The organism is Chitinophaga sp. CF118 (assembly GCF_900112615.1).
Lineage (GTDB): Bacteria > Bacteroidota > Bacteroidia > Chitinophagales > Chitinophagaceae > Chitinophaga.
Genome location: NZ_FOMK01000010.1, coordinates 181,490 through 197,780 on the forward strand (window position 1 = coordinate 181,490; position 16,291 = coordinate 197,780).

At 42.5% G+C, this 16,291-nt stretch carries 18 protein-coding genes; 10 read left to right on the forward strand and 8 right to left on the reverse strand.

Annotated elements, in window-relative coordinates:
* Positions 1 to 20 precede the first annotated feature (20 nt).
* The 5 genes from BM176_RS27205 to BM176_RS27225 all read left to right on the forward strand — a co-directional run bounded on the left by BM176_RS27205 (position 21) and on the right by BM176_RS27225 (position 5,520).
* A complete protein-coding gene (locus BM176_RS27205) occupies positions 21 to 1,643 on the forward strand; it encodes a RagB/SusD family nutrient uptake outer membrane protein (RefSeq protein WP_090107564.1) in 1,623 nt (540 codons plus the stop codon).
* 32 nt (positions 1,644 to 1,675) lie between these two features.
* Positions 1,676 to 2,809, forward strand: a complete 1,134-nt coding sequence (locus tag BM176_RS27210; protein WP_090107565.1) for a SusE domain-containing protein — start codon at positions 1,676 to 1,678, stop codon at positions 2,807 to 2,809.
* Between the two features lie 35 nt (positions 2,810 to 2,844).
* Entirely contained in the window at positions 2,845 to 3,975 is a 1,131-nt protein-coding gene (locus BM176_RS27215; protein ID WP_090107566.1) for a glycoside hydrolase family 76 protein, read from the forward strand.
* A 117-nt stretch (positions 3,976 to 4,092) separates the two neighbouring features.
* Positions 4,093 to 5,151, forward strand: coding sequence for a glycoside hydrolase family 76 protein (locus BM176_RS27220; protein WP_090107567.1), 1,059 nt, complete (start codon positions 4,093 to 4,095; stop codon positions 5,149 to 5,151).
* A gap of 84 nt (positions 5,152 to 5,235) precedes the next feature.
* Positions 5,236 to 5,520 (forward strand): GIY-YIG nuclease family protein, encoded by a 285-nt coding sequence (locus BM176_RS27225; protein ID WP_090107568.1) that lies wholly within the window; start codon positions 5,236 to 5,238, stop codon positions 5,518 to 5,520.
* Between the two features lie 266 nt (positions 5,521 to 5,786).
* Here BM176_RS27225 and BM176_RS27235 read toward each other — a convergent pair whose 3' ends face one another.
* The 8 genes from BM176_RS27235 to BM176_RS27270 all read right to left on the reverse strand — a co-directional run bounded on the left by BM176_RS27235 (position 5,787) and on the right by BM176_RS27270 (position 10,844).
* Entirely contained in the window at positions 5,787 to 6,998 is a 1,212-nt protein-coding gene (locus BM176_RS27235) for a DUF3570 domain-containing protein (RefSeq protein ID WP_090107570.1), read from the reverse strand.
* A gap of 5 nt (positions 6,999 to 7,003) precedes the next feature.
* On the reverse strand, positions 7,004 to 7,231 hold the full coding sequence (locus BM176_RS27240) for a DUF4266 domain-containing protein (protein ID WP_090107571.1): 228 nt from the start codon (positions 7,229 to 7,231) through the stop codon (positions 7,004 to 7,006).
* Positions 7,218 to 8,132 carry an FAD:protein FMN transferase gene (locus BM176_RS27245; RefSeq protein ID WP_090107572.1) on the reverse strand — a complete coding sequence of 305 codons (915 nt, stop codon included), beginning with the start codon at positions 8,130 to 8,132 and terminating at the stop codon, positions 7,218 to 7,220. Before BM176_RS27245 ends, BM176_RS27240 begins: the two co-directional genes overlap by 14 nt.
* A gap of 4 nt (positions 8,133 to 8,136) precedes the next feature.
* Positions 8,137 to 8,565, reverse strand: a complete 429-nt coding sequence (locus BM176_RS27250; RefSeq protein ID WP_090107573.1) for a thioredoxin family protein — start codon at positions 8,563 to 8,565, stop codon at positions 8,137 to 8,139.
* Between the two features lie 170 nt (positions 8,566 to 8,735).
* On the reverse strand, positions 8,736 to 9,317 hold the full coding sequence (locus tag BM176_RS27255; RefSeq protein ID WP_090107574.1) for a nitroreductase family protein: 582 nt from the start codon (positions 9,315 to 9,317) through the stop codon (positions 8,736 to 8,738).
* 9 nt (positions 9,318 to 9,326) lie between these two features.
* Complete coding sequence (locus tag BM176_RS27260; RefSeq protein ID WP_090107575.1) at positions 9,327 to 9,761, reverse strand: acyl-CoA thioesterase; 435 nt, start codon at positions 9,759 to 9,761, stop codon at positions 9,327 to 9,329.
* Complete coding sequence (gene rdgB, locus BM176_RS27265) at positions 9,754 to 10,380, reverse strand: RdgB/HAM1 family non-canonical purine NTP pyrophosphatase (protein WP_255373595.1); 627 nt, start codon at positions 10,378 to 10,380, stop codon at positions 9,754 to 9,756. Before rdgB ends, BM176_RS27260 begins: the two co-directional genes overlap by 8 nt.
* Positions 10,347 to 10,844: a hypothetical protein gene (locus BM176_RS27270; RefSeq protein WP_090107577.1), complete on the reverse strand. Its 498-nt coding sequence runs from the start codon at positions 10,842 to 10,844 to the stop codon at positions 10,347 to 10,349. Before BM176_RS27270 ends, rdgB begins: the two co-directional genes overlap by 34 nt.
* A 207-nt stretch (positions 10,845 to 11,051) precedes the next feature.
* Here BM176_RS27270 and BM176_RS27275 point away from each other — a divergent pair, with 207 nt between their 5' ends.
* The 5 genes from BM176_RS27275 to fusA all read left to right on the forward strand — a co-directional run bounded on the left by BM176_RS27275 (position 11,052) and on the right by fusA (position 16,190).
* A complete protein-coding gene (locus tag BM176_RS27275; protein ID WP_255373596.1) occupies positions 11,052 to 12,164 on the forward strand; it encodes a branched-chain amino acid aminotransferase in 1,113 nt (370 codons plus the stop codon).
* 17 nt (positions 12,165 to 12,181) lie between these two features.
* The gene (locus tag BM176_RS27280; protein WP_090107578.1) at positions 12,182 to 12,472 is read left to right on the forward strand and encodes a hypothetical protein; all 291 of its coding nucleotides are present in this window, start codon (positions 12,182 to 12,184) and stop codon (positions 12,470 to 12,472) included.
* Between the two features lie 133 nt (positions 12,473 to 12,605).
* Positions 12,606 to 12,986 (forward strand): 30S ribosomal protein S12, encoded by a 381-nt coding sequence (gene rpsL / locus BM176_RS27285; RefSeq protein WP_012789278.1) that lies wholly within the window; start codon positions 12,606 to 12,608, stop codon positions 12,984 to 12,986.
* Between the two features lie 33 nt (positions 12,987 to 13,019).
* Positions 13,020 to 13,487 (forward strand): 30S ribosomal protein S7, encoded by a 468-nt coding sequence (gene rpsG / locus BM176_RS27290; protein WP_089782461.1) that lies wholly within the window; start codon positions 13,020 to 13,022, stop codon positions 13,485 to 13,487.
* Positions 13,488 to 14,042: 555 nt separating this feature from the next.
* Entirely contained in the window at positions 14,043 to 16,190 is a 2,148-nt protein-coding gene (gene fusA, locus BM176_RS27295) for an elongation factor G (protein ID WP_090107579.1), read from the forward strand.
* Positions 16,191 to 16,291: the final 101 nt, after the last annotated feature.

Here is a 16,291-nt window from a genome sequence, read left to right on the forward strand (position 1 = left end):
GTTCTTAAATAGTTCATTGTATGAAGAGATTATTACTGTTAATATTATGCGCTACTATGCTGTTCTCCTGCCGAAAGCTGGATCAGCCTATCACGCGCGATTTCACAGACGCTGCTTACTGGCGGAATGCAGATGATGCATTGGCCGCTTTGTCCAGCTGTTATGAAAATATGTCGCGAGCCGACTACTTTTTTGGAGATGAAGCATTGAGTGATAACGGATATGTAAGCGGAGTTGGATTTAATGCTGTATCAAAGATCGCCAACGGTGCTTATGATCCTTCAAATCTCCGTATAACAGATGAATGGAAATACCGCTTCACCTGCATTCGCAAGTGTAATACGGTAACAACGAATATAGATAAGGTGCCGGCCCTGGATTCTGCATTAAAACGCCGCATAGTGGCTGAAACCCGCTTTATCCGCGCTTACTCCTATTTCCAACTGGTAAACTGGTATGGCGATGTACCTTTCTATACCAATCTAATTAATATCGACGAATCAAAAAGCATCACACGTACCGGGAAGAGCCAGGTGTTGGAATTCATTCAGAAAGAACTGACTGAAATCCGTGCAGACCTGCCGGTGAATAATTACACAGGTGCTGCCGGTGGATATGCTGAAAAGGATAAAGGCCGCATTACCCGTGGAGCTGCTATTGCACTCAGTGCACGTGTACATCTGTTCAAAGGAGAATGGCAGGGCGTGATAGACGATTGTAATCTCCTGATCGATAAAACAGAAAACGGTACTTACGGTTTGCTGGCTAATTACAGCGATGTTTTCACGACCGCAAATGAGTATAATCGTGAAGTAATCCTGGATTTGCAATTTGGTGGTGGCAGAACATATGATTCTCAACGCAGCTTCCTGCCGCAAACATTAGCTCTGCTGAGAAGTACACTGGTACCTACACAAGACCTGGTAGATGATTATGTAATGGTGAATGGTAAAGGAATCACCGAATCCGGTTCCGGTTATGATGCAAATGATCCTTATAAAAACAGGGATCCTCGCTTTGAAGCTACTATACTACACGACGGCTCTACTATTACAGACTTTGACAACAAGGTACAGACCATTCTTACACAGACAGGTTCCAACCCTTCTACCAACAGTATAGATGACCAGGGAGCTTCTCCTACCGGTTATTACTTCTATAAATATTACGATCGAACTGCCAGCAATTATAACTCAGGACTGAACATTATCCTGATCCGTTATGCAGATGTATTACTGATGTATGCAGAGGCTAAGAATGAGCTGGGCCAGTTGGATGCAGCCGTATGGAATCAAACCATTCGTGCTTTAAGAGTACGTGCTAAATTCACAGATGCAGGCGCTATTGAATTCCCCGGTTTAACCAAAGAGCAATTACAAAGTATTGTTCGCCGTGAAAGAAGAGCTGAACTTGCATTTGAAGGTGTACGGGCTTTTGATATCCGCCGCTGGAAGATAGCAGATCAGGTGATGAACAGACCTGTAAGGGGTATTAAAGTTACCTCTGGTGCATTCAATAAAGATGCAAACGGGTACATCATTGTGGAGAACAGAATCTTCACAAATCCCAAACATTATCTCTGGCCGGTACCAACATTTGAACGTGATCAGAACACTAACCTCGGACAAAACCAGGATTGGTAAAATTCCACTAACAATTTTCAAACTGTTACGATATGAAAAAGTATTTCTCCGCTATAATTGTTGTATTCCTGGGCCTTCTGCTCACCAGTTGCAAAAAAGACTATAAACTCAATACTAACATTATGCCGGTAAGTAGACTGAATGCTCCGGTAGATGAAAAATATATCAAATTACAACCTGCTACCAGCGCTTCTGTTAGCTTTGAGTGGGAGCAGGCCCGTGCAGAAGATGGTTCTCTTGTATTGTATGAAGTAGTGTTTGATAAAGAGGGAGGTGACTTTTCCGATCCAGTTGCTACTATCTCTGCTGATGGCGGTGGCGTACAGAACAAACTCACCTTGTCTCACAAAGAATTGAACAGTATGGCCGGTAAAGCTGGCATTGCTGCATTGGCTACCGGAAAATTAAAATGGACGGTAAATGCCTCTAAAGGTTTTAATATCAAACAGGCACTGGAAATCCGCACTATAGAAGTGGAAAGACCTAATGGTTTTGCAGAGATCCCTGTAGATGTATATCTGACCGGTGAGGCTACAGAAACAGGTAGCGATCTGTCAAAGGCGATAAAGCTGAAATCTACAGCAGCTGGTGTATTCGAAATCTATACTTCCCTGAATGATGGTAAATACCACTTCGTTGATAGAAATACAGGTACACCCACTACTTATTATATCGATGGTACCACACTGAAAGAAGGTGGTGAAAGCTCACAGGCCAATGGTACAAAACAATACCGTCTGCGTCTGGACTTTAATAATACAGCCGCAACAGTTACTGAGATTACAGCTATTGGTCTCTGGTTCGCTCCTGAAAATAAGATCTTGTATGATCTGCCTTATGCAGGTAACAGCACCTGGTCTTTCAAGAACCAGGTGATCACCTTCCATCAGGAATCATGGGGCCGAGATGAACGTTACAAATTCCGCATGGACGTAAAATCTGCAGATGGTACTGCCAGTCAGGAATGGTACGGTAGTTCAAATTCTGATAATAACCGTCCAACAGCTACCACACCTCTATCTTTCTGGGAACTGAAGCCTGTTCCCAACAATGATCAGTATAACTATAGCTTCAAATTTAATGGAGACGTAGATACGAAGAACTGTGATGTGAATGTATACTTCGCGCCTGACAAGAATTATACGCATGAAGTGATCATCAAATAATAATTCTCAACAGAATACTTCAAACTAATTGGCATATGCGTAAACTCTTTATATTATTCACACTGGTTACCGCCTTTACGTCCTGCCTGAAAGAACCGGTAGATGATGGTCCGGGGCCAGGTGCAGGGCAAACCAGCTATGTATATAACTGGCCTTTGATTGCGGATTCTACTTCCACGGCATTGGTTAGTGGTTTTTATAATCAGAGCGGTAAATACTTCAATAAAAATAATGCAGGGGATGCCACCTTCAACTACTGGCCTAATGCACATGCATTGGATGTACTGGTGGATGCTTACCTGCGTACTAATGATGCCGCCATCAAAACAAGAATGGATGAACTGTTGGACGGTATGAAAGCAAAGAACGGAGCGACCTATATTAATCACTATTATGATGATATGGAATGGATGACATTGGCCTGCCTGCGGGCCTATGAAGCTACCAGCGATGATCGTTATAAAACTACCGCAGAATTGCTGTGGAATGATATTAAAGGGGGATGGGATGATACTTTCGGTGGTGGTATTTATTGGAACAAAGACAGGCAAAACAAAAATACGCCGGCCAATGCTCCTGCAAGTATAATTGCTTCCCGCATCTACCAGTTGAACCGTAACGGCGAAGATCTCGGCTGGGCGAAGAAGATATACCAGTGGCAGAAAGATAACCTGATAGATCCGGTTACAGGACTGGTATGGGATGGGCTGGATGCTACAGGCACCAACAAGGATTGGAAGTTCACTTACAACCAGGGTGTTTTCATCGGAGCAGGCGTGGAACTCTATAAGATTACCGGTGATCAGACTTATCTGGCAGATGCTGTAAAAACTGCGGGTAATTCACTGGCAGGAGATTTCAGCAGCAACAATATTCTGAAAGATGAAGGCGGCGGAGATGGTGGATTGTTCAAAGGGATCCTGGTGCGGTACATGATGTTACTCATTACAGATGGTAACCTGAGCAATACAGATGCGGCGAAGTATATCAGCTTCCTGAAGCTGAATGCAGAAACATTATGGTTGCAGGGCGCCTCCCGTCCGCAGATGCTTTTCAATACCAACTGGACAACAAAAGCAACAACAACTGACCTCACTACACAATTGAGTGGAGCGATGTTAATAGAAGCGGTTGCCAGGTTAAAAGAGTTGAATCTGGTTAATTAATTTCAGATATTTATATGGAGGCTGTATCAGATGTCCGATACAGCCTCCTTTTTATTTTTATTGTATTGACTGTCACCCCTCTTTATTTATTTTTTACAGGTCTTAAATCAAACAATCATGCTGAAAAACTTAGGGTCTTTCTTTCTTTTGCTGTGCGTTAATACCACCTTCGGTCAGAATGCCGAACATGCGGAAGCTTTGCTGCAGGCAGTAAATACATATTTGTACAATCCGGAAACAAAGTTGTACCTGGAAACAATCAATAAATCAAAAAATGAAAACCCACATACCTTTCTATGGGGAATGTGCGGAATGGTACAAGCTACCAATGAACTGGAGGCATTACACCCCGGAAAGCAATATATGTCCCCGGTAATTAATGCCATCAATGCCTATTATAATCCCAAAGCACCTGCGCCCGGATATGATTCCTATGTGGTGAAAGAGAAAGGAGGAGATCGTTTTTATGATGATAATCAGTGGATAGGAATTGCTTACCTCGATGCATATGAGCGCACAAAAAAGAAATGGTTCCTGGAAAAAGGAATGGAGATTTACCGGTTTATGATGACGGGTTATGATACTATTAGTGGGGGTGGATTATATTGGAAAGAAGGGGATAAGAATACTAAGAATACCTGTTCGAACGGGCCTGCAATACTGGTTGCCCTGCAAATGTACCAGGTAACGCATAAAAAGCCTTACCTGGATACCGCATTGTTGTTATATACCTGGACGAATAAGTATCTGCAATCGGCCAGTGGAATATATTGGGATGCCATCAGGGTACGTCATAACAACAAAATAGATTCTGCTAAGTATACTTACAATTCGGGTACAATGCTGGAATCCAATGTAAAACTGTATAATATTACCCACGATAAAAAATACCTGGCAGAAGCGCAACGTATAGCTGCTGCGACTTATGCCTGGTTTTTCCATAATGACCGCTTACCTTCTTCTTACTGGTTTAATGCAGTACTGCTGAGAGGATATGAGGCATTGTATGCAGTAGATCATAACAGAAAGTATATCAATGCAATGCAGGTGGATGCTGATAAAGTATGGGAAACAGAACGGGATAAAAATAACCTGGTAGGCCCCCGGCCAGATAAGGACCTGCTTGGGCAGGCAGGAATGATAGAAATTTATGCCCGGCTTGCCAGGATAAAATGAGTATCTTTGAAGCGCTGTCAATAGTTACAGATAAAAGGTTACCCCACCAGGGTAACTTTTTTATTTTCTGGCATAACCGTACCTATGTATATCGTATATATCCTATTTTCCCGAAGTAATGAGAAGATTTATACAGGGCATACTACAAACCTTGTTAAAAGATTTCACTTCCACAATATACATGGTCGTCAGCGCTGGACGCTTCAATACCGACCATGGGAAGTAATCTACCTCGAAATTTTTGAGGACAAGCCAGCTGCAATGAAGCGGGAGTGGTTATTAAAGTCGGGTAAAGGGCGTGCATGGATATGGAGCAAGATCCAGCAGGAATATTATGCCAAAGGATTTATCAGTAATGATAGTGATTGAGAGCTGGCTGAAATTTAGAGACCGGTTAAAAAGAAAGCCCTATTATTTCCTGCCGCGTGATATAAGAAATATAATCAGAAACACTACAAAAGCTACAGCAATTATACCAGTCCACACACCAGCCTTAAAAATCCCCCCTATTACTTCGCAGCTGCTCAATAATATGATGGCAAAGCAGAGCAATGTCAGTTGTAAGTTTTTCATATCATTTGATTTTTAATGAATAAGCCTATGTTATGGGTATATCATACACTATGCCAGAACTATTACCTGGTATGTCTGAAGTCAAGTAGCAAAGACAGCATATGGGCTGATAGCTGATCTGTGCGTTTATAAAAGGAATACCGCAATCCGATTTCCTGAAAGGCACTATTCCTGAAAATAGGTTTAAAAAGTGCATATCGTGCTGTAATACCCAATTTGTAACTGTTAAAGCTGCTCAGATCATAGTCGGATGTATAGTATTCATCGGACAGATCATGTCCTTGAAAAGGTTGGAAGTACCTGGAAGCTTTTTGTGTATAAAGGCGGACAAGAGGAGAGAGTGTAAATAAAGGGCTTGTTTTTACAGGTAACTCCAATTGTAGCGCATGCGCAGTAATGCCAAAATTATCATGGTAAAATGAATAATAGGTACGCAGGATCACCTGACCGTCTATAAAAGTGTTTAGCTGTACGGTTAGTGGTACTTTCCATCTTTCGCGGGGCAGGTTTTCCACTTTTAGAGTATTCGCATCTTTAAAATATACCCGATGGAAAGGAGTGGAGAGTAATCCTTTCTGGTACACCAGTTCAGGATAGATCGCGAACTGCATCCGTTTATTAACCACCTGGTAAAGTGCAAAACTGAGGTTGTATGATTGTCGCCGGTAGATGTCGAACCATTCCTTATAGCGTAATTCTTCCGGGTACACCAGTGTTTCAGGTTTGTAGTAGTCCGGATCAAAGCGTCCCCATCGCAGATCATCAAAATAACATTGCAGAGAGGCTGTTAGTTGCCGGCTATGTGTTGCATTATCATGAGATACAGAAATGCCTATAGGTATAGACAGATAATCAGATTCTAAAGAAAGACCCAGATTGATGCCTGCACGGATGTGTGGCTTTTTTAGCTGGCGGTTATATCCTCCCATGATATGAAAGCGTCTGTCATCGCGGGAGGCAGAGGATAAAACGAAATCTATATTGTCGGTAGATGCAGAAGTAATTACATCCACACCGGCATTCAGCTGCAGAGTAGTAATTGAATCACGTTTGCGCGTAACAGTAATATCAGATACAAATACCTGCAATGCTTCCGTGCCTGTACCTCCGGTTACAGCAGAATGATTCCCATCCTGTGTATAATAAGAGAACAATGCCTGAATATCCGTTCTGGAAATTGATTGTTTCTTATATACCGTGCTGTCATTTCCTTTTTGTGCAGCAGCTGTCAGATATGCCATCAGCAATCCAGCCGCAATAAATATTCTTTTCATGCTAATCAGTTACAACCACAGCCTCCGCTACCTTTACCACTGCCACCACCACTGCTTCCTTCACGATAGGTCTGTGCGCTTTCATCTATTTTATCTATTCCTGCTTTTCCTAATTGCATATTCACATCATTCAAATACTGCCGCTGGTAAGGTTTTACCGTAGCACAAGCCTGGAGTATCATTAACACTGTTATCAATCCTGCCACAAAAATGCAGCTGTTATGCTTTTGCATGTATATGAATGTTTTCCGATTGAAATACTTTGTTCTTACTGTCAATAATGATACAGTGTACATCCGGCAGCTGGTTAACAAGATCCAGTCCGACGGAAGGTCCCATCACGGTAACGGCTGTGGCCAGTGCATCTGATAATTCTGCACTGGGACTTATCACTGTCACACTTTTAATATAAGGGACTGGTTTCCCTGTACGGGGATCTATATTGTGCGAATAGCGGATGCCATCTTTTTCAATATATTGTTCATAGTTGCCCGAAGTAGCAACAGATGCATTTTGTATGGGAAGCCACAATAACATTTTTGTGGGATCATCCGGATGGGCAATCCCAATTTTCCAGGGAGAACCGTCTGCTTGTGTGCCCCAGGCGGTAAGGTCACCGCTGGCATTTATCACACCGCTGGTTGCCCCGGCAGCTATCCACAATGCCTTTACCTTATCTGCCGCATATCCTTTCCCTATAGCGCCAAAACCAATGTGCATTCCTTTCTTTTGCAGGAAGATCTGGTTGTTGTTGGCCAATGTAATATACCGGTAACCGGTTTGTTGCAATGCCTGTTTCAGTGCGGAAGCTTCTGGCCATTGCAGATCAGGCTGTTTGAAATTGAACAGGCGTTTGAGTGCACCAGCAGAGATATCAAAAGCCCCCTGGGTAATGGCGCTCAGATGCAGGCAACGCTGTACCAACTGATATACTTCAGATGGTACGGTGACTGGCTGCATGCCTGCGTTGGCATTTAGTTGTGCTGTTACGGAAGTATCATTGAATTCGGTGAGTAATGCTTCAATCCTTTTGATTTCTACCACGCCATCAAGCAAGCGTTGCGGTGCAGCATCCGTTGTTATCAGTTCAAAGTCGGAACCCATTAACCGGATATGAAGCCTGCTGTCCTGCATATATTTACTTGAGCAGTTGTTTGATGGTGTTGATGAAATCGTTAGGAGTCTGTTGCCCCACAGGAACATCTTTTATAAATTGTTTTTCCGGGCTTAGCAGCACCACATGAGGAAAAGCACCTTCCGGATTAAAGACAGCTGCCAGGGAATCGTATTTTAAACGGAGGGGGGTGGCTATCTTTTTACGTTGGGGGAAGTCGGCTTCCAGCAATACCAGGTTGTTGCCCGCATAGCGCAGGAAACTACTATCAGATAATATCTTTTTATTGAATTGTATACAGGGAATACACCAGTCAGAACCGGAAAATACCAGCATGACTTTTTTGCCTGTCTGTCTGGCCAGGTCAAATGCTTTATCAGGGCTCTGCATCAGTTGTGCATTACATACCGCAAAGGAAAATATCCCAGAAAACAGTAACAGAATAAGTCGCATACAGCGATGAATTTTAAAGCAAGGCTACTTTGCAAATATAGTAATATTTACTATATAATTTCCTGATTTGGATGCTCTTCTGCTGGGGCTGGAGGGAGATGCATGACAAACAATTTTAATTAAGAATCTGAAAGAGATGGAACTGAGCGATCAGTTCCATCTTTAATAATCTATTTTTCCCACTTCACTTTTTCTTCTAATGGTTTCAGTCTGCGGCCTTCCGGAATGGGTTCATCTGTATATCCCAGGTAAAACAATCCGAGTACTTTATCTTCTTCGCGGAGAGAAAGATATTCTTTCATTGCAGGGTGCAAGGTCATTCCACCTGATCCCCAATAGCCCGCGAGTCCTAAAGCTGTAGCGCCCAGCCACATATTCTGTGCAGCACAACCTACGGCTACGATTTCTTCCAGTTCCGGGATTCCGGGTTTAGTACCTCTTTTCATACAGATAGCAATCAAGTGAGATGCGAGATCGCCCTGTTGTTGCAATTTTTCATAATTGCCCTGTATAAACTTCTCTGCAGGTGTATTGGCCTTATATATTTCTGCATGATCTGCACAGAAACGTTTTACGGCATCCCCTGCGAATACTGCAAAATACCAGGGTTCAGTATAGCCATGAGTAGGAGCCCAGTTGGCCAGTTCTAATAATTGTTGGATCTGTTCGTCGGGTATTTTTTTACCATTCATGCTGAATGGTTTGATATTCCGGCGTTGTTCAATAATTGTTGTCAGGTTAGCTATTTCCATGCGTTATATTTATAATGTCAGTTTTTGTTTCCAGGCATCTGGCAGCCGTCCTACTTTATGTTCGTTATAATCAAAGTAGATCATGCCTGACTTAGCTTCAGTAATAACAATTGTTTTGTCATCACGGGTTGTGGTGATGCGGTAGTAAATGTCAAACCCGAAAGAGGAGATATCGGCAACACTAACGGCGATGTCGAATATATCGCCATGAAAGCCTTCTCCTTTATATGAAATAGCAGCATCGGACATGATCAGTCCTATACCATTTTCTTTGTCCAGTTCTTTATAACCCAGGGAGGCCAGGAAACGGATCCGTGCTTCATGGATAATGGACAGTATGGAATCATTACCCACGTGTCCGCCATAGTTTACATCATTTATGGTCACTTGTATCTGGGTGGTAAAGTTCATGCGCTCCGGCATATCTAATCTTACTCTAGCCATTTATATGATTTTTTTTCAGGAAGTTTACCAATTTATGAAACGCTTTTGCCCGGTGGCTATATTGGCTTTTCTCTGTCAGATCCATTTCGGCAAATGTTTTGTTTGTACCATCCGGAACAAATATGGGATCATAACCAAATCCTTTGCCACCTTTGCGCTCTTTCAGTATGGTACCGGAGCAGATTCCTTCAAACTGGTATTCTTTTCCTTCCAGTATCAGGGATATGATTGTTCTGAAATTGGCTTTACGATCCTCATTGCCTTGTAATTCATGCAGCACTTTGGTGATGTTATCATCAGCCAATTTTTGTTCCCCTGCATAACGGGCAGAGAGTACTCCCGGAGCTCCGTGCAGTGCTGGAATTTCCAGGCCGGTATCTTCCGAAAAGCAATTTTTACCTGTCATCTTATTAATAGTGACCGATTTTTCCGTTGCATTGGCTTCCAGGGTATCGTGAGGTTCCGGAATATCGATATCGATACCGGCTTCCTGCAGTGTGATAATGGAAAAGCTGTCTCCAAGTACAGCCCGGATCTCTTTTACTTTATTTTCGTTATTGGTGGCAAATACCAGAGTCATATTACTTAAACGTTCAGAAGTTGTTTTAAACCTACCCACAATTTTCCTTTTAAAGCTTTATCCTGGGAAATATCCTGTAGTGGATCAGAATAGAGCAGTTGGCATCCGCTTACCTGTACCACCTGATAAGTTGGAATGCTCTCCAGCCCCATAGAAGCAGGAGGTATCCCGAACAAAACAGTTTGTTTCATTGGAATGGCGGTTTGCCACGCTGTAAATGGCATTGCATCATATTGGGCTATATTTATAAGTGCAATGTCCTGCATCCCAAGTTTACAGGCATTTAATATATTAGTGAGCAAATTAAATAATTCATCATTTAAGTATGCCTCACTTTCATTTTGTATTAAGAGAGCGATGTTTTTTTGATTTTCTCCTAAAAATTTCACTTTAGGAGGTGCCGCCGGAGCCTGTGGAACCGGTCTGTTTTTCCCCGGAACAATAGGCTGGGTGAATATCCTGGCTAACAGGTAAGGATCCAGTTGTACTTGATCAAGAGACATGTGTATATTGTTTAAGTTAAACGTAAAGGCCCCGCCTTGGGGAAAAAACAGTTTATTTGCATTTCACAGAGAGCAAATGTAAGTGTATTCAATTTTAGATTTACGACTTTAGATTAAACAGGCATCAGTGCATAATTTAAATCTTCGCCGGCAAATCAGTTCACGGGGCAAAGCTAAAATACATCAAAACAAAAATAATTACTTAGTATGATGGCAGTAGAGAATCCAATAACAAAAACAGTACAGGAGGAAGCATTAAGGAAAATAAAGCTGAATCTGACCAAGGAAAGCAGGATTGGCGAAATAGACTTTAATAACCTGGTATTTGGTAAGAAATATGCAGACCATATGTTGGTTGCTGATTTTGACGGGCATGAATGGAAAAATGCGGAAATATTACCTTTCCAGCATTTGTCTGTTAGTCCTTCCAATGCTGCCTGGCATTATGGGCAGGCCATTTTTGAAGGAATCAAGGCATATAAAGATCAGGATGGAGAACCAATGATTTTCCGTCCATATGATAATTATGCACGTTTTAACACATCCGCTGAAAGAATGGGAATGCCAACAGTTCCTGAATGGCTGTTTATTGGAGGAATGGATTTGCTTATCAATGCTGACCGGGATTGGGTACCGTCTAATAAAGGGTGTTCTTTGTACCTGCGTCCTTTTATGATAGCCGCAGATGAGTTTATTGGTGTAAAGCCTTCTGATACATATAAATTTGTCATCATTAATTCTCCTGCCGGTCCTTATTTTAATAAACCTATTAAATTATTGGTGCAGGATAAATATATACGTGCCTTTCCTGGTGGTGTAGGATATGCCAAGGCTGCCGGTAATTACGGCGGAACTATGTACCCTACTATGCAGGCCAAAAAACAGGGATATGACCAGATTCTGTGGGTAGATGGTTTGGAATTCAAACAGTTGCAGGAGTGCGGCACTATGAATGTATTTGCCATCATCGGCAATAAAGCCATTACTCCGGATCTAACACAGGGTACTATCCTGGCAGGGGTAACAAGAGCCAGTGTAATAGATATTTTATCAGATATGGGGCTTACTGTAGAGGAAAGACCGGTATCTATAGAAGAAGTAGTAACTGCATGGAAGGCAGGTACTTTGAGAGAAGTGTTTGGCACCGGTACAGCTTCCAGCGTAGCCTATGTGGAGCAGTTAGATTATAAGGAGCACCAGATCAAGCTGGATACTACTAAATATTCAGTAGGAGCGGAAGTTATTGAGCGTCTGGATGCTATCCGCACCGGCAGAGCTGAAGATACCCGCAACTGGAATTATAAAATTACCAGGCTATAATTGCTACCTTCGCGGTCATGACATTAGCAGATTTTATAACATCTCTGAGCCAGGAAACGCCGCCGCAAGGGTTAACGGCTTACTTACAGGCACTTTGGTGGGATGGAAAAGGCAACTGGCAAAAGGCACATGATATTATAGAACATGTGGATGATGATACAGCAGCCTGGATCCATGCCTATCTCCACAGGGAGGAGGGCGATAATGGAAATGCCCGCTACTGGTATGCACGAGCCGGCCGGAAGATGCCGGAAGTCTCTTTAAAAGAGGAATGGAAGATGATTACAGGAGCCCTTTCCGGTAATTAATAGCCAGAGGTTCAAAAAAATGTTCAAAACATTTTGTTATTAACATCTAGAAGGTTACCTTTGCCCTCCCAAATTCCCATTCTGGGTGATTTGGACGTCATTGTAAACCGACAGAAAAAAAAACTTAGGTAGAATGCCTACTATACAGCAATTAGTAAGAAAAGGAAGAGAAATTATCCGGGCTAAATCCAAGTCCAGGGCTTTAGATAGCTGTCCGCAGCGCCGTGGTGTTTGTACACGTGTGTACACTACTACACCTAAGAAGCCTAACTCTGCACTACGTAAGGTAGCGAAAGTGCGTTTGACAAATAAAGTGGAAGTGATCGCTTACATACCAGGTGAAGGACACAATCTGCAGGAACACTCTATCGTGTTAATTCGCGGTGGTAGGGTAAAAGATCTGCCAGGTGTACGTTATCATATTGTACGTGGATCTCTGGATACTGCCGGTGTGAAGGATAGGAAACAGAGCCGTTCCAAATATGGTACGAAGAAGGAAAAGGCAAAGAAATAATACATTATAAATAGTTGAAATTTTTCAGATAAAATGAGAAAGCAAGCCGCAAAAAAAATGCCTCTGGCTCCGGATCCGCGCTTTAACGACAAACAGGTAACCCGGTTTGTTAACAACGTGATGGAACAGGGCAAAAAAAGCATTGCCTTTAGGATATTTTATGATGCGATCGACAGAGTAAGCCAGATAACCGGTGATAATGGTTATGAGGTTTGGAAAAAAGCTCTGGTGAACGTAACTCCTGCTGTAGAAGTTAGAAGCCGTCGTATTGGTGGTGCTACCTTCCAGATCCCTGCTGAGGTTCGTCCTGACAGAAAGATCTCCCTGTGTATGAAATGGTTGATCCGTTTTGCAGGTGAAAGGAATGGAAAGAGCATGGCTGAGAAACTGGCTAACGAAATCGTAGCTGCAAGTAAAGGTGAAGGTGCTGCTTTCAAAAAGAAAGAAGATACTCACCGTATGGCTGAAGCTAACAAGGCATTCTCCCACTTCAGGATTTAAAATCTCCTGCCGCAAGGTAGATGGTTTATAAAGATATAAAGGAAACACCCCGGAATAAATCCGGGGTGTTTCCTTATTTTATTTATACCATATCAAGTCATAATAATAAACCATGTAATTCCGAATAACCCAATCGGGACAATTGGCAGTTGTCTGGTAGTTTTGACAGCTCTTAAACGGGAGGTAAACAGGAGGTAAACAGGTGTTTGTTCGCTTAATACCTGTTTACCTCCTGTTTACCTCCCGTTTAAGAGCTGTTTATATCATTGTTTAGTTCAAAGAAATCCCAGTGTTGTAAACTGTTAAAACACTTATAGTCTGATAGATCATGTATGAATTGGGCAGGAATCCAGTTATTGGATAATCCCGCTTTTGTTTATTACAGGAATTACAGTAAAACTGGTATAGAAGAAGAGCTGTTTTGTAATAAAAATGTAATTGTTGCCTGAAAGCCGGGGAAATAACAATTTGGCAAAACAGGACGCTTTATTTATTGGTAAAAATAAACTACCTTTGCCCCCCAAATTGTATTATATACAGTCATTTTAATATTATATGGCAGACTTAAGATTTCAAAGAAACTTTGGTATTGCGGCGCACATTGATGCGGGTAAAACCACTACCACAGAGCGTATCCTGTATTACACAGGTAAATCCCATAAAATAGGGGAAGTGCACGAAGGTGCTGCCACCATGGACTGGATGGCACAAGAGCAGGAGAGAGGTATTACCATTACATCTGCTGCGACTACTTGTTTCTGGAAATTCCCCACTTTACAGGGAAAGATTCAGCCAGATTCAAAAGAGTATAAATTTAACATCATTGATACTCCAGGTCACGTGGACTTTACCGTTGAGGTAGAGCGTTCTCTGCGTGTACTGGATGGTCTGGTAGCATTGTTCTGCGCCGTATCTGGTGTTGAACCTCAGTCTGAAACCGTTTGGCGCCAGGCTAACCGTTACCGTGTACCACGTATCGGTTTCGTTAACAAAATGGACCGTTCCGGTGCTGACTTCCTGAATGTTGTAAAACAGGTGAAGGAAATGCTGGGAGCTAATCCTGTTCCCCTGATGCTGCCTATTGGTGCTGAAGATACTTTCAAAGGTGTGGTTGACCTGATCACTATGAAAGGTATTATCTGGGACGAAGAAGGTAAAGGTGCTACTTACCAGGAAATTGAGATTCCTGAAGATATGAAGGAAGAAGCTGAAGAATGGAGAGCTAAATTAGTAGAAGCAGTTGCTGACTACGACGAAAGCCTGCTCGAAAAATTCTTCGAAGATCCGAATTCAATCTCCGAAGCTGAAATTCATGAAGCAATCCGTAAGGCTACTATCGACATCGCGATCATTCCGATGCTGTGTGGTTCTTCCTTCAAGAATAAAGGCGTACAGAAAATGCTGGATGCTGTTTGTCGTTACCTTCCTTCTCCAATGGATATCGAAGCTGTAAAAGGTATCAATCCTGACAACGGTGAAGAAATCGAACGTAAACCAGATGCAAAGGAACCATTTGCAGCCCTGGCCTTTAAGATTATGACAGATCCTTTCGTTGGTCGTCTAGCATTCTTCCGGGCTTACTCTGGTCACCTGGATGCTGGTTCTTATGTACTGAACACCCGTACAGGTAAGAATGAGCGTATCAGCCGTATCATGCAGATGCACGCCAACAAGCAGAACCCTATCGATTTCATCGAAGCTGGTGATATCGGAGCTGCTGTAGGTTTTAAAGATATCAAAACAGGTGATACCCTGTGTAACGAAGATCATCCGATCATTCTGGAATCTATGACCTTCCCTGAACCGGTGATACACATTGCCATTGAGCCTAAAACACAGGCTGATATGGATAAGATGGGTATGGCTATTGCCAAACTGGTAGAAGAAGATCCTACCCTGAGGGCAAAAACAGATGAGGAAACTGGTCAAACCATCCTGAGTGGTATGGGTGAGTTGCACCTGGAAATCATCGTTGACCGTATGCGTCGTGAGTTCAAGGTAGAAGTAAACCAGGGTGCACCGCAAGTAGCATTCAAGGAAGCACTGACTACCACTATTGAACACCGTGAAGTGTACAAGAAACAAACTGGTGGTCGTGGTAAATTCGCCGACATCCAGGTTACAATCGGACCTGCTGATGCTGAATGGCTGAAGGAAAATGATGGTAAATCATTCCAGTTCGTGAATGATATCTTTGGAGGATCTATCCCTAAAGAATTCATCCCTTCTGTACAGAAAGGATTCGAACAATCCATGAATAATGGTGTACTGGCTGGCTATCCGCTGGATAATCTGAAAGTACGTCTGTTTGATGGTTCCTTCCACCAGGTTGACTCCGATGCTATGTCATTTGAGTTGTGTGCCAAATCTGCTTTCCGTGAAGCTGGCCGTAAAGCTAAACCAGTATTACTGGAGCCTATCATGAAAGTAGAAGTACAGACTCCGGATCAATACATGGGTGATGTTACAGGTGACCTGAATCGTCGTCGTGGTATGTTGGAAGGTATGGAAATGAGAAATGGAGTACAGGTGATCAAGGCTAAGGTGCCATTGAAAGAAATGTTTGGTTATGTAACCCAACTGCGTTCAATGTCTTCCGGTCGTGCATCTTCCATTATGGAGTTCTCTCACTATTCACCAGCTCCTAACAGCATCGCTGAAGAGGAAATAGCAAAAGTGAAAGGTAAAGTGAATGCAGACTAATCTTAATTTCTCGCTTATTTCTGTTAAGGGAATAGGAAATAAATAGAATAAAAACAGTAGGGCTGTCTCAAATTTTTGAGACAGCCTTTTTTGTTCGGGGG

Excerpts from the sequence above, each read along its gene's own strand:
- BM176_RS27215 (WP_090107566.1), top strand. The coding sequence starts at position 2,845 with ATGCGTAAACTCTTTATATTATTCACACTGGTTACCGCCTTTACGTCC.
- BM176_RS27210 (WP_090107565.1), top strand. The coding sequence starts at position 1,676 with ATGAAAAAGTATTTCTCCGCTATAATTGTTGTATTCCTGGGCCTTCTG.
- BM176_RS27245 (WP_090107572.1), bottom strand. The coding sequence starts at position 8,132 with ATGCAGGACAGCAGGCTTCATATCCGGTTAATGGGTTCCGACTTTGAA.
- BM176_RS27260 (WP_090107575.1), bottom strand. The coding sequence starts at position 9,761 with ATGGCTAGAGTAAGATTAGATATGCCGGAGCGCATGAACTTTACCACC.
- rpsL (WP_012789278.1), top strand. The coding sequence starts at position 12,606 with ATGCCTACTATACAGCAATTAGTAAGAAAAGGAAGAGAAATTATCCGG.
- BM176_RS27205 (WP_090107564.1), top strand. The coding sequence starts at position 21 with ATGAAGAGATTATTACTGTTAATATTATGCGCTACTATGCTGTTCTCC.
- BM176_RS27235 (WP_090107570.1), bottom strand. The coding sequence starts at position 6,998 with ATGAAAAGAATATTTATTGCGGCTGGATTGCTGATGGCATATCTGACA.
- BM176_RS27270 (WP_090107577.1), bottom strand. The coding sequence starts at position 10,844 with ATGTCTCTTGATCAAGTACAACTGGATCCTTACCTGTTAGCCAGGATA.
- rpsG (WP_089782461.1), top strand. The coding sequence starts at position 13,020 with ATGAGAAAGCAAGCCGCAAAAAAAATGCCTCTGGCTCCGGATCCGCGC.
- fusA (WP_090107579.1), top strand. The coding sequence starts at position 14,043 with ATGGCAGACTTAAGATTTCAAAGAAACTTTGGTATTGCGGCGCACATT.
- BM176_RS27255 (WP_090107574.1), bottom strand. The coding sequence starts at position 9,317 with ATGGAAATAGCTAACCTGACAACAATTATTGAACAACGCCGGAATATC.
- BM176_RS27220 (WP_090107567.1), top strand. The coding sequence starts at position 4,093 with ATGCTGAAAAACTTAGGGTCTTTCTTTCTTTTGCTGTGCGTTAATACC.
- BM176_RS27250 (WP_090107573.1), bottom strand. The coding sequence starts at position 8,565 with ATGCGACTTATTCTGTTACTGTTTTCTGGGATATTTTCCTTTGCGGTA.
- BM176_RS27275 (WP_255373596.1), top strand. The coding sequence starts at position 11,052 with ATGATGGCAGTAGAGAATCCAATAACAAAAACAGTACAGGAGGAAGCA.
- BM176_RS27280 (WP_090107578.1), top strand. The coding sequence starts at position 12,182 with ATGACATTAGCAGATTTTATAACATCTCTGAGCCAGGAAACGCCGCCG.
- BM176_RS27240 (WP_090107571.1), bottom strand. The coding sequence starts at position 7,231 with ATGCAAAAGCATAACAGCTGCATTTTTGTGGCAGGATTGATAACAGTG.
- BM176_RS27225 (WP_090107568.1), top strand. The coding sequence starts at position 5,236 with ATGTATATCGTATATATCCTATTTTCCCGAAGTAATGAGAAGATTTAT.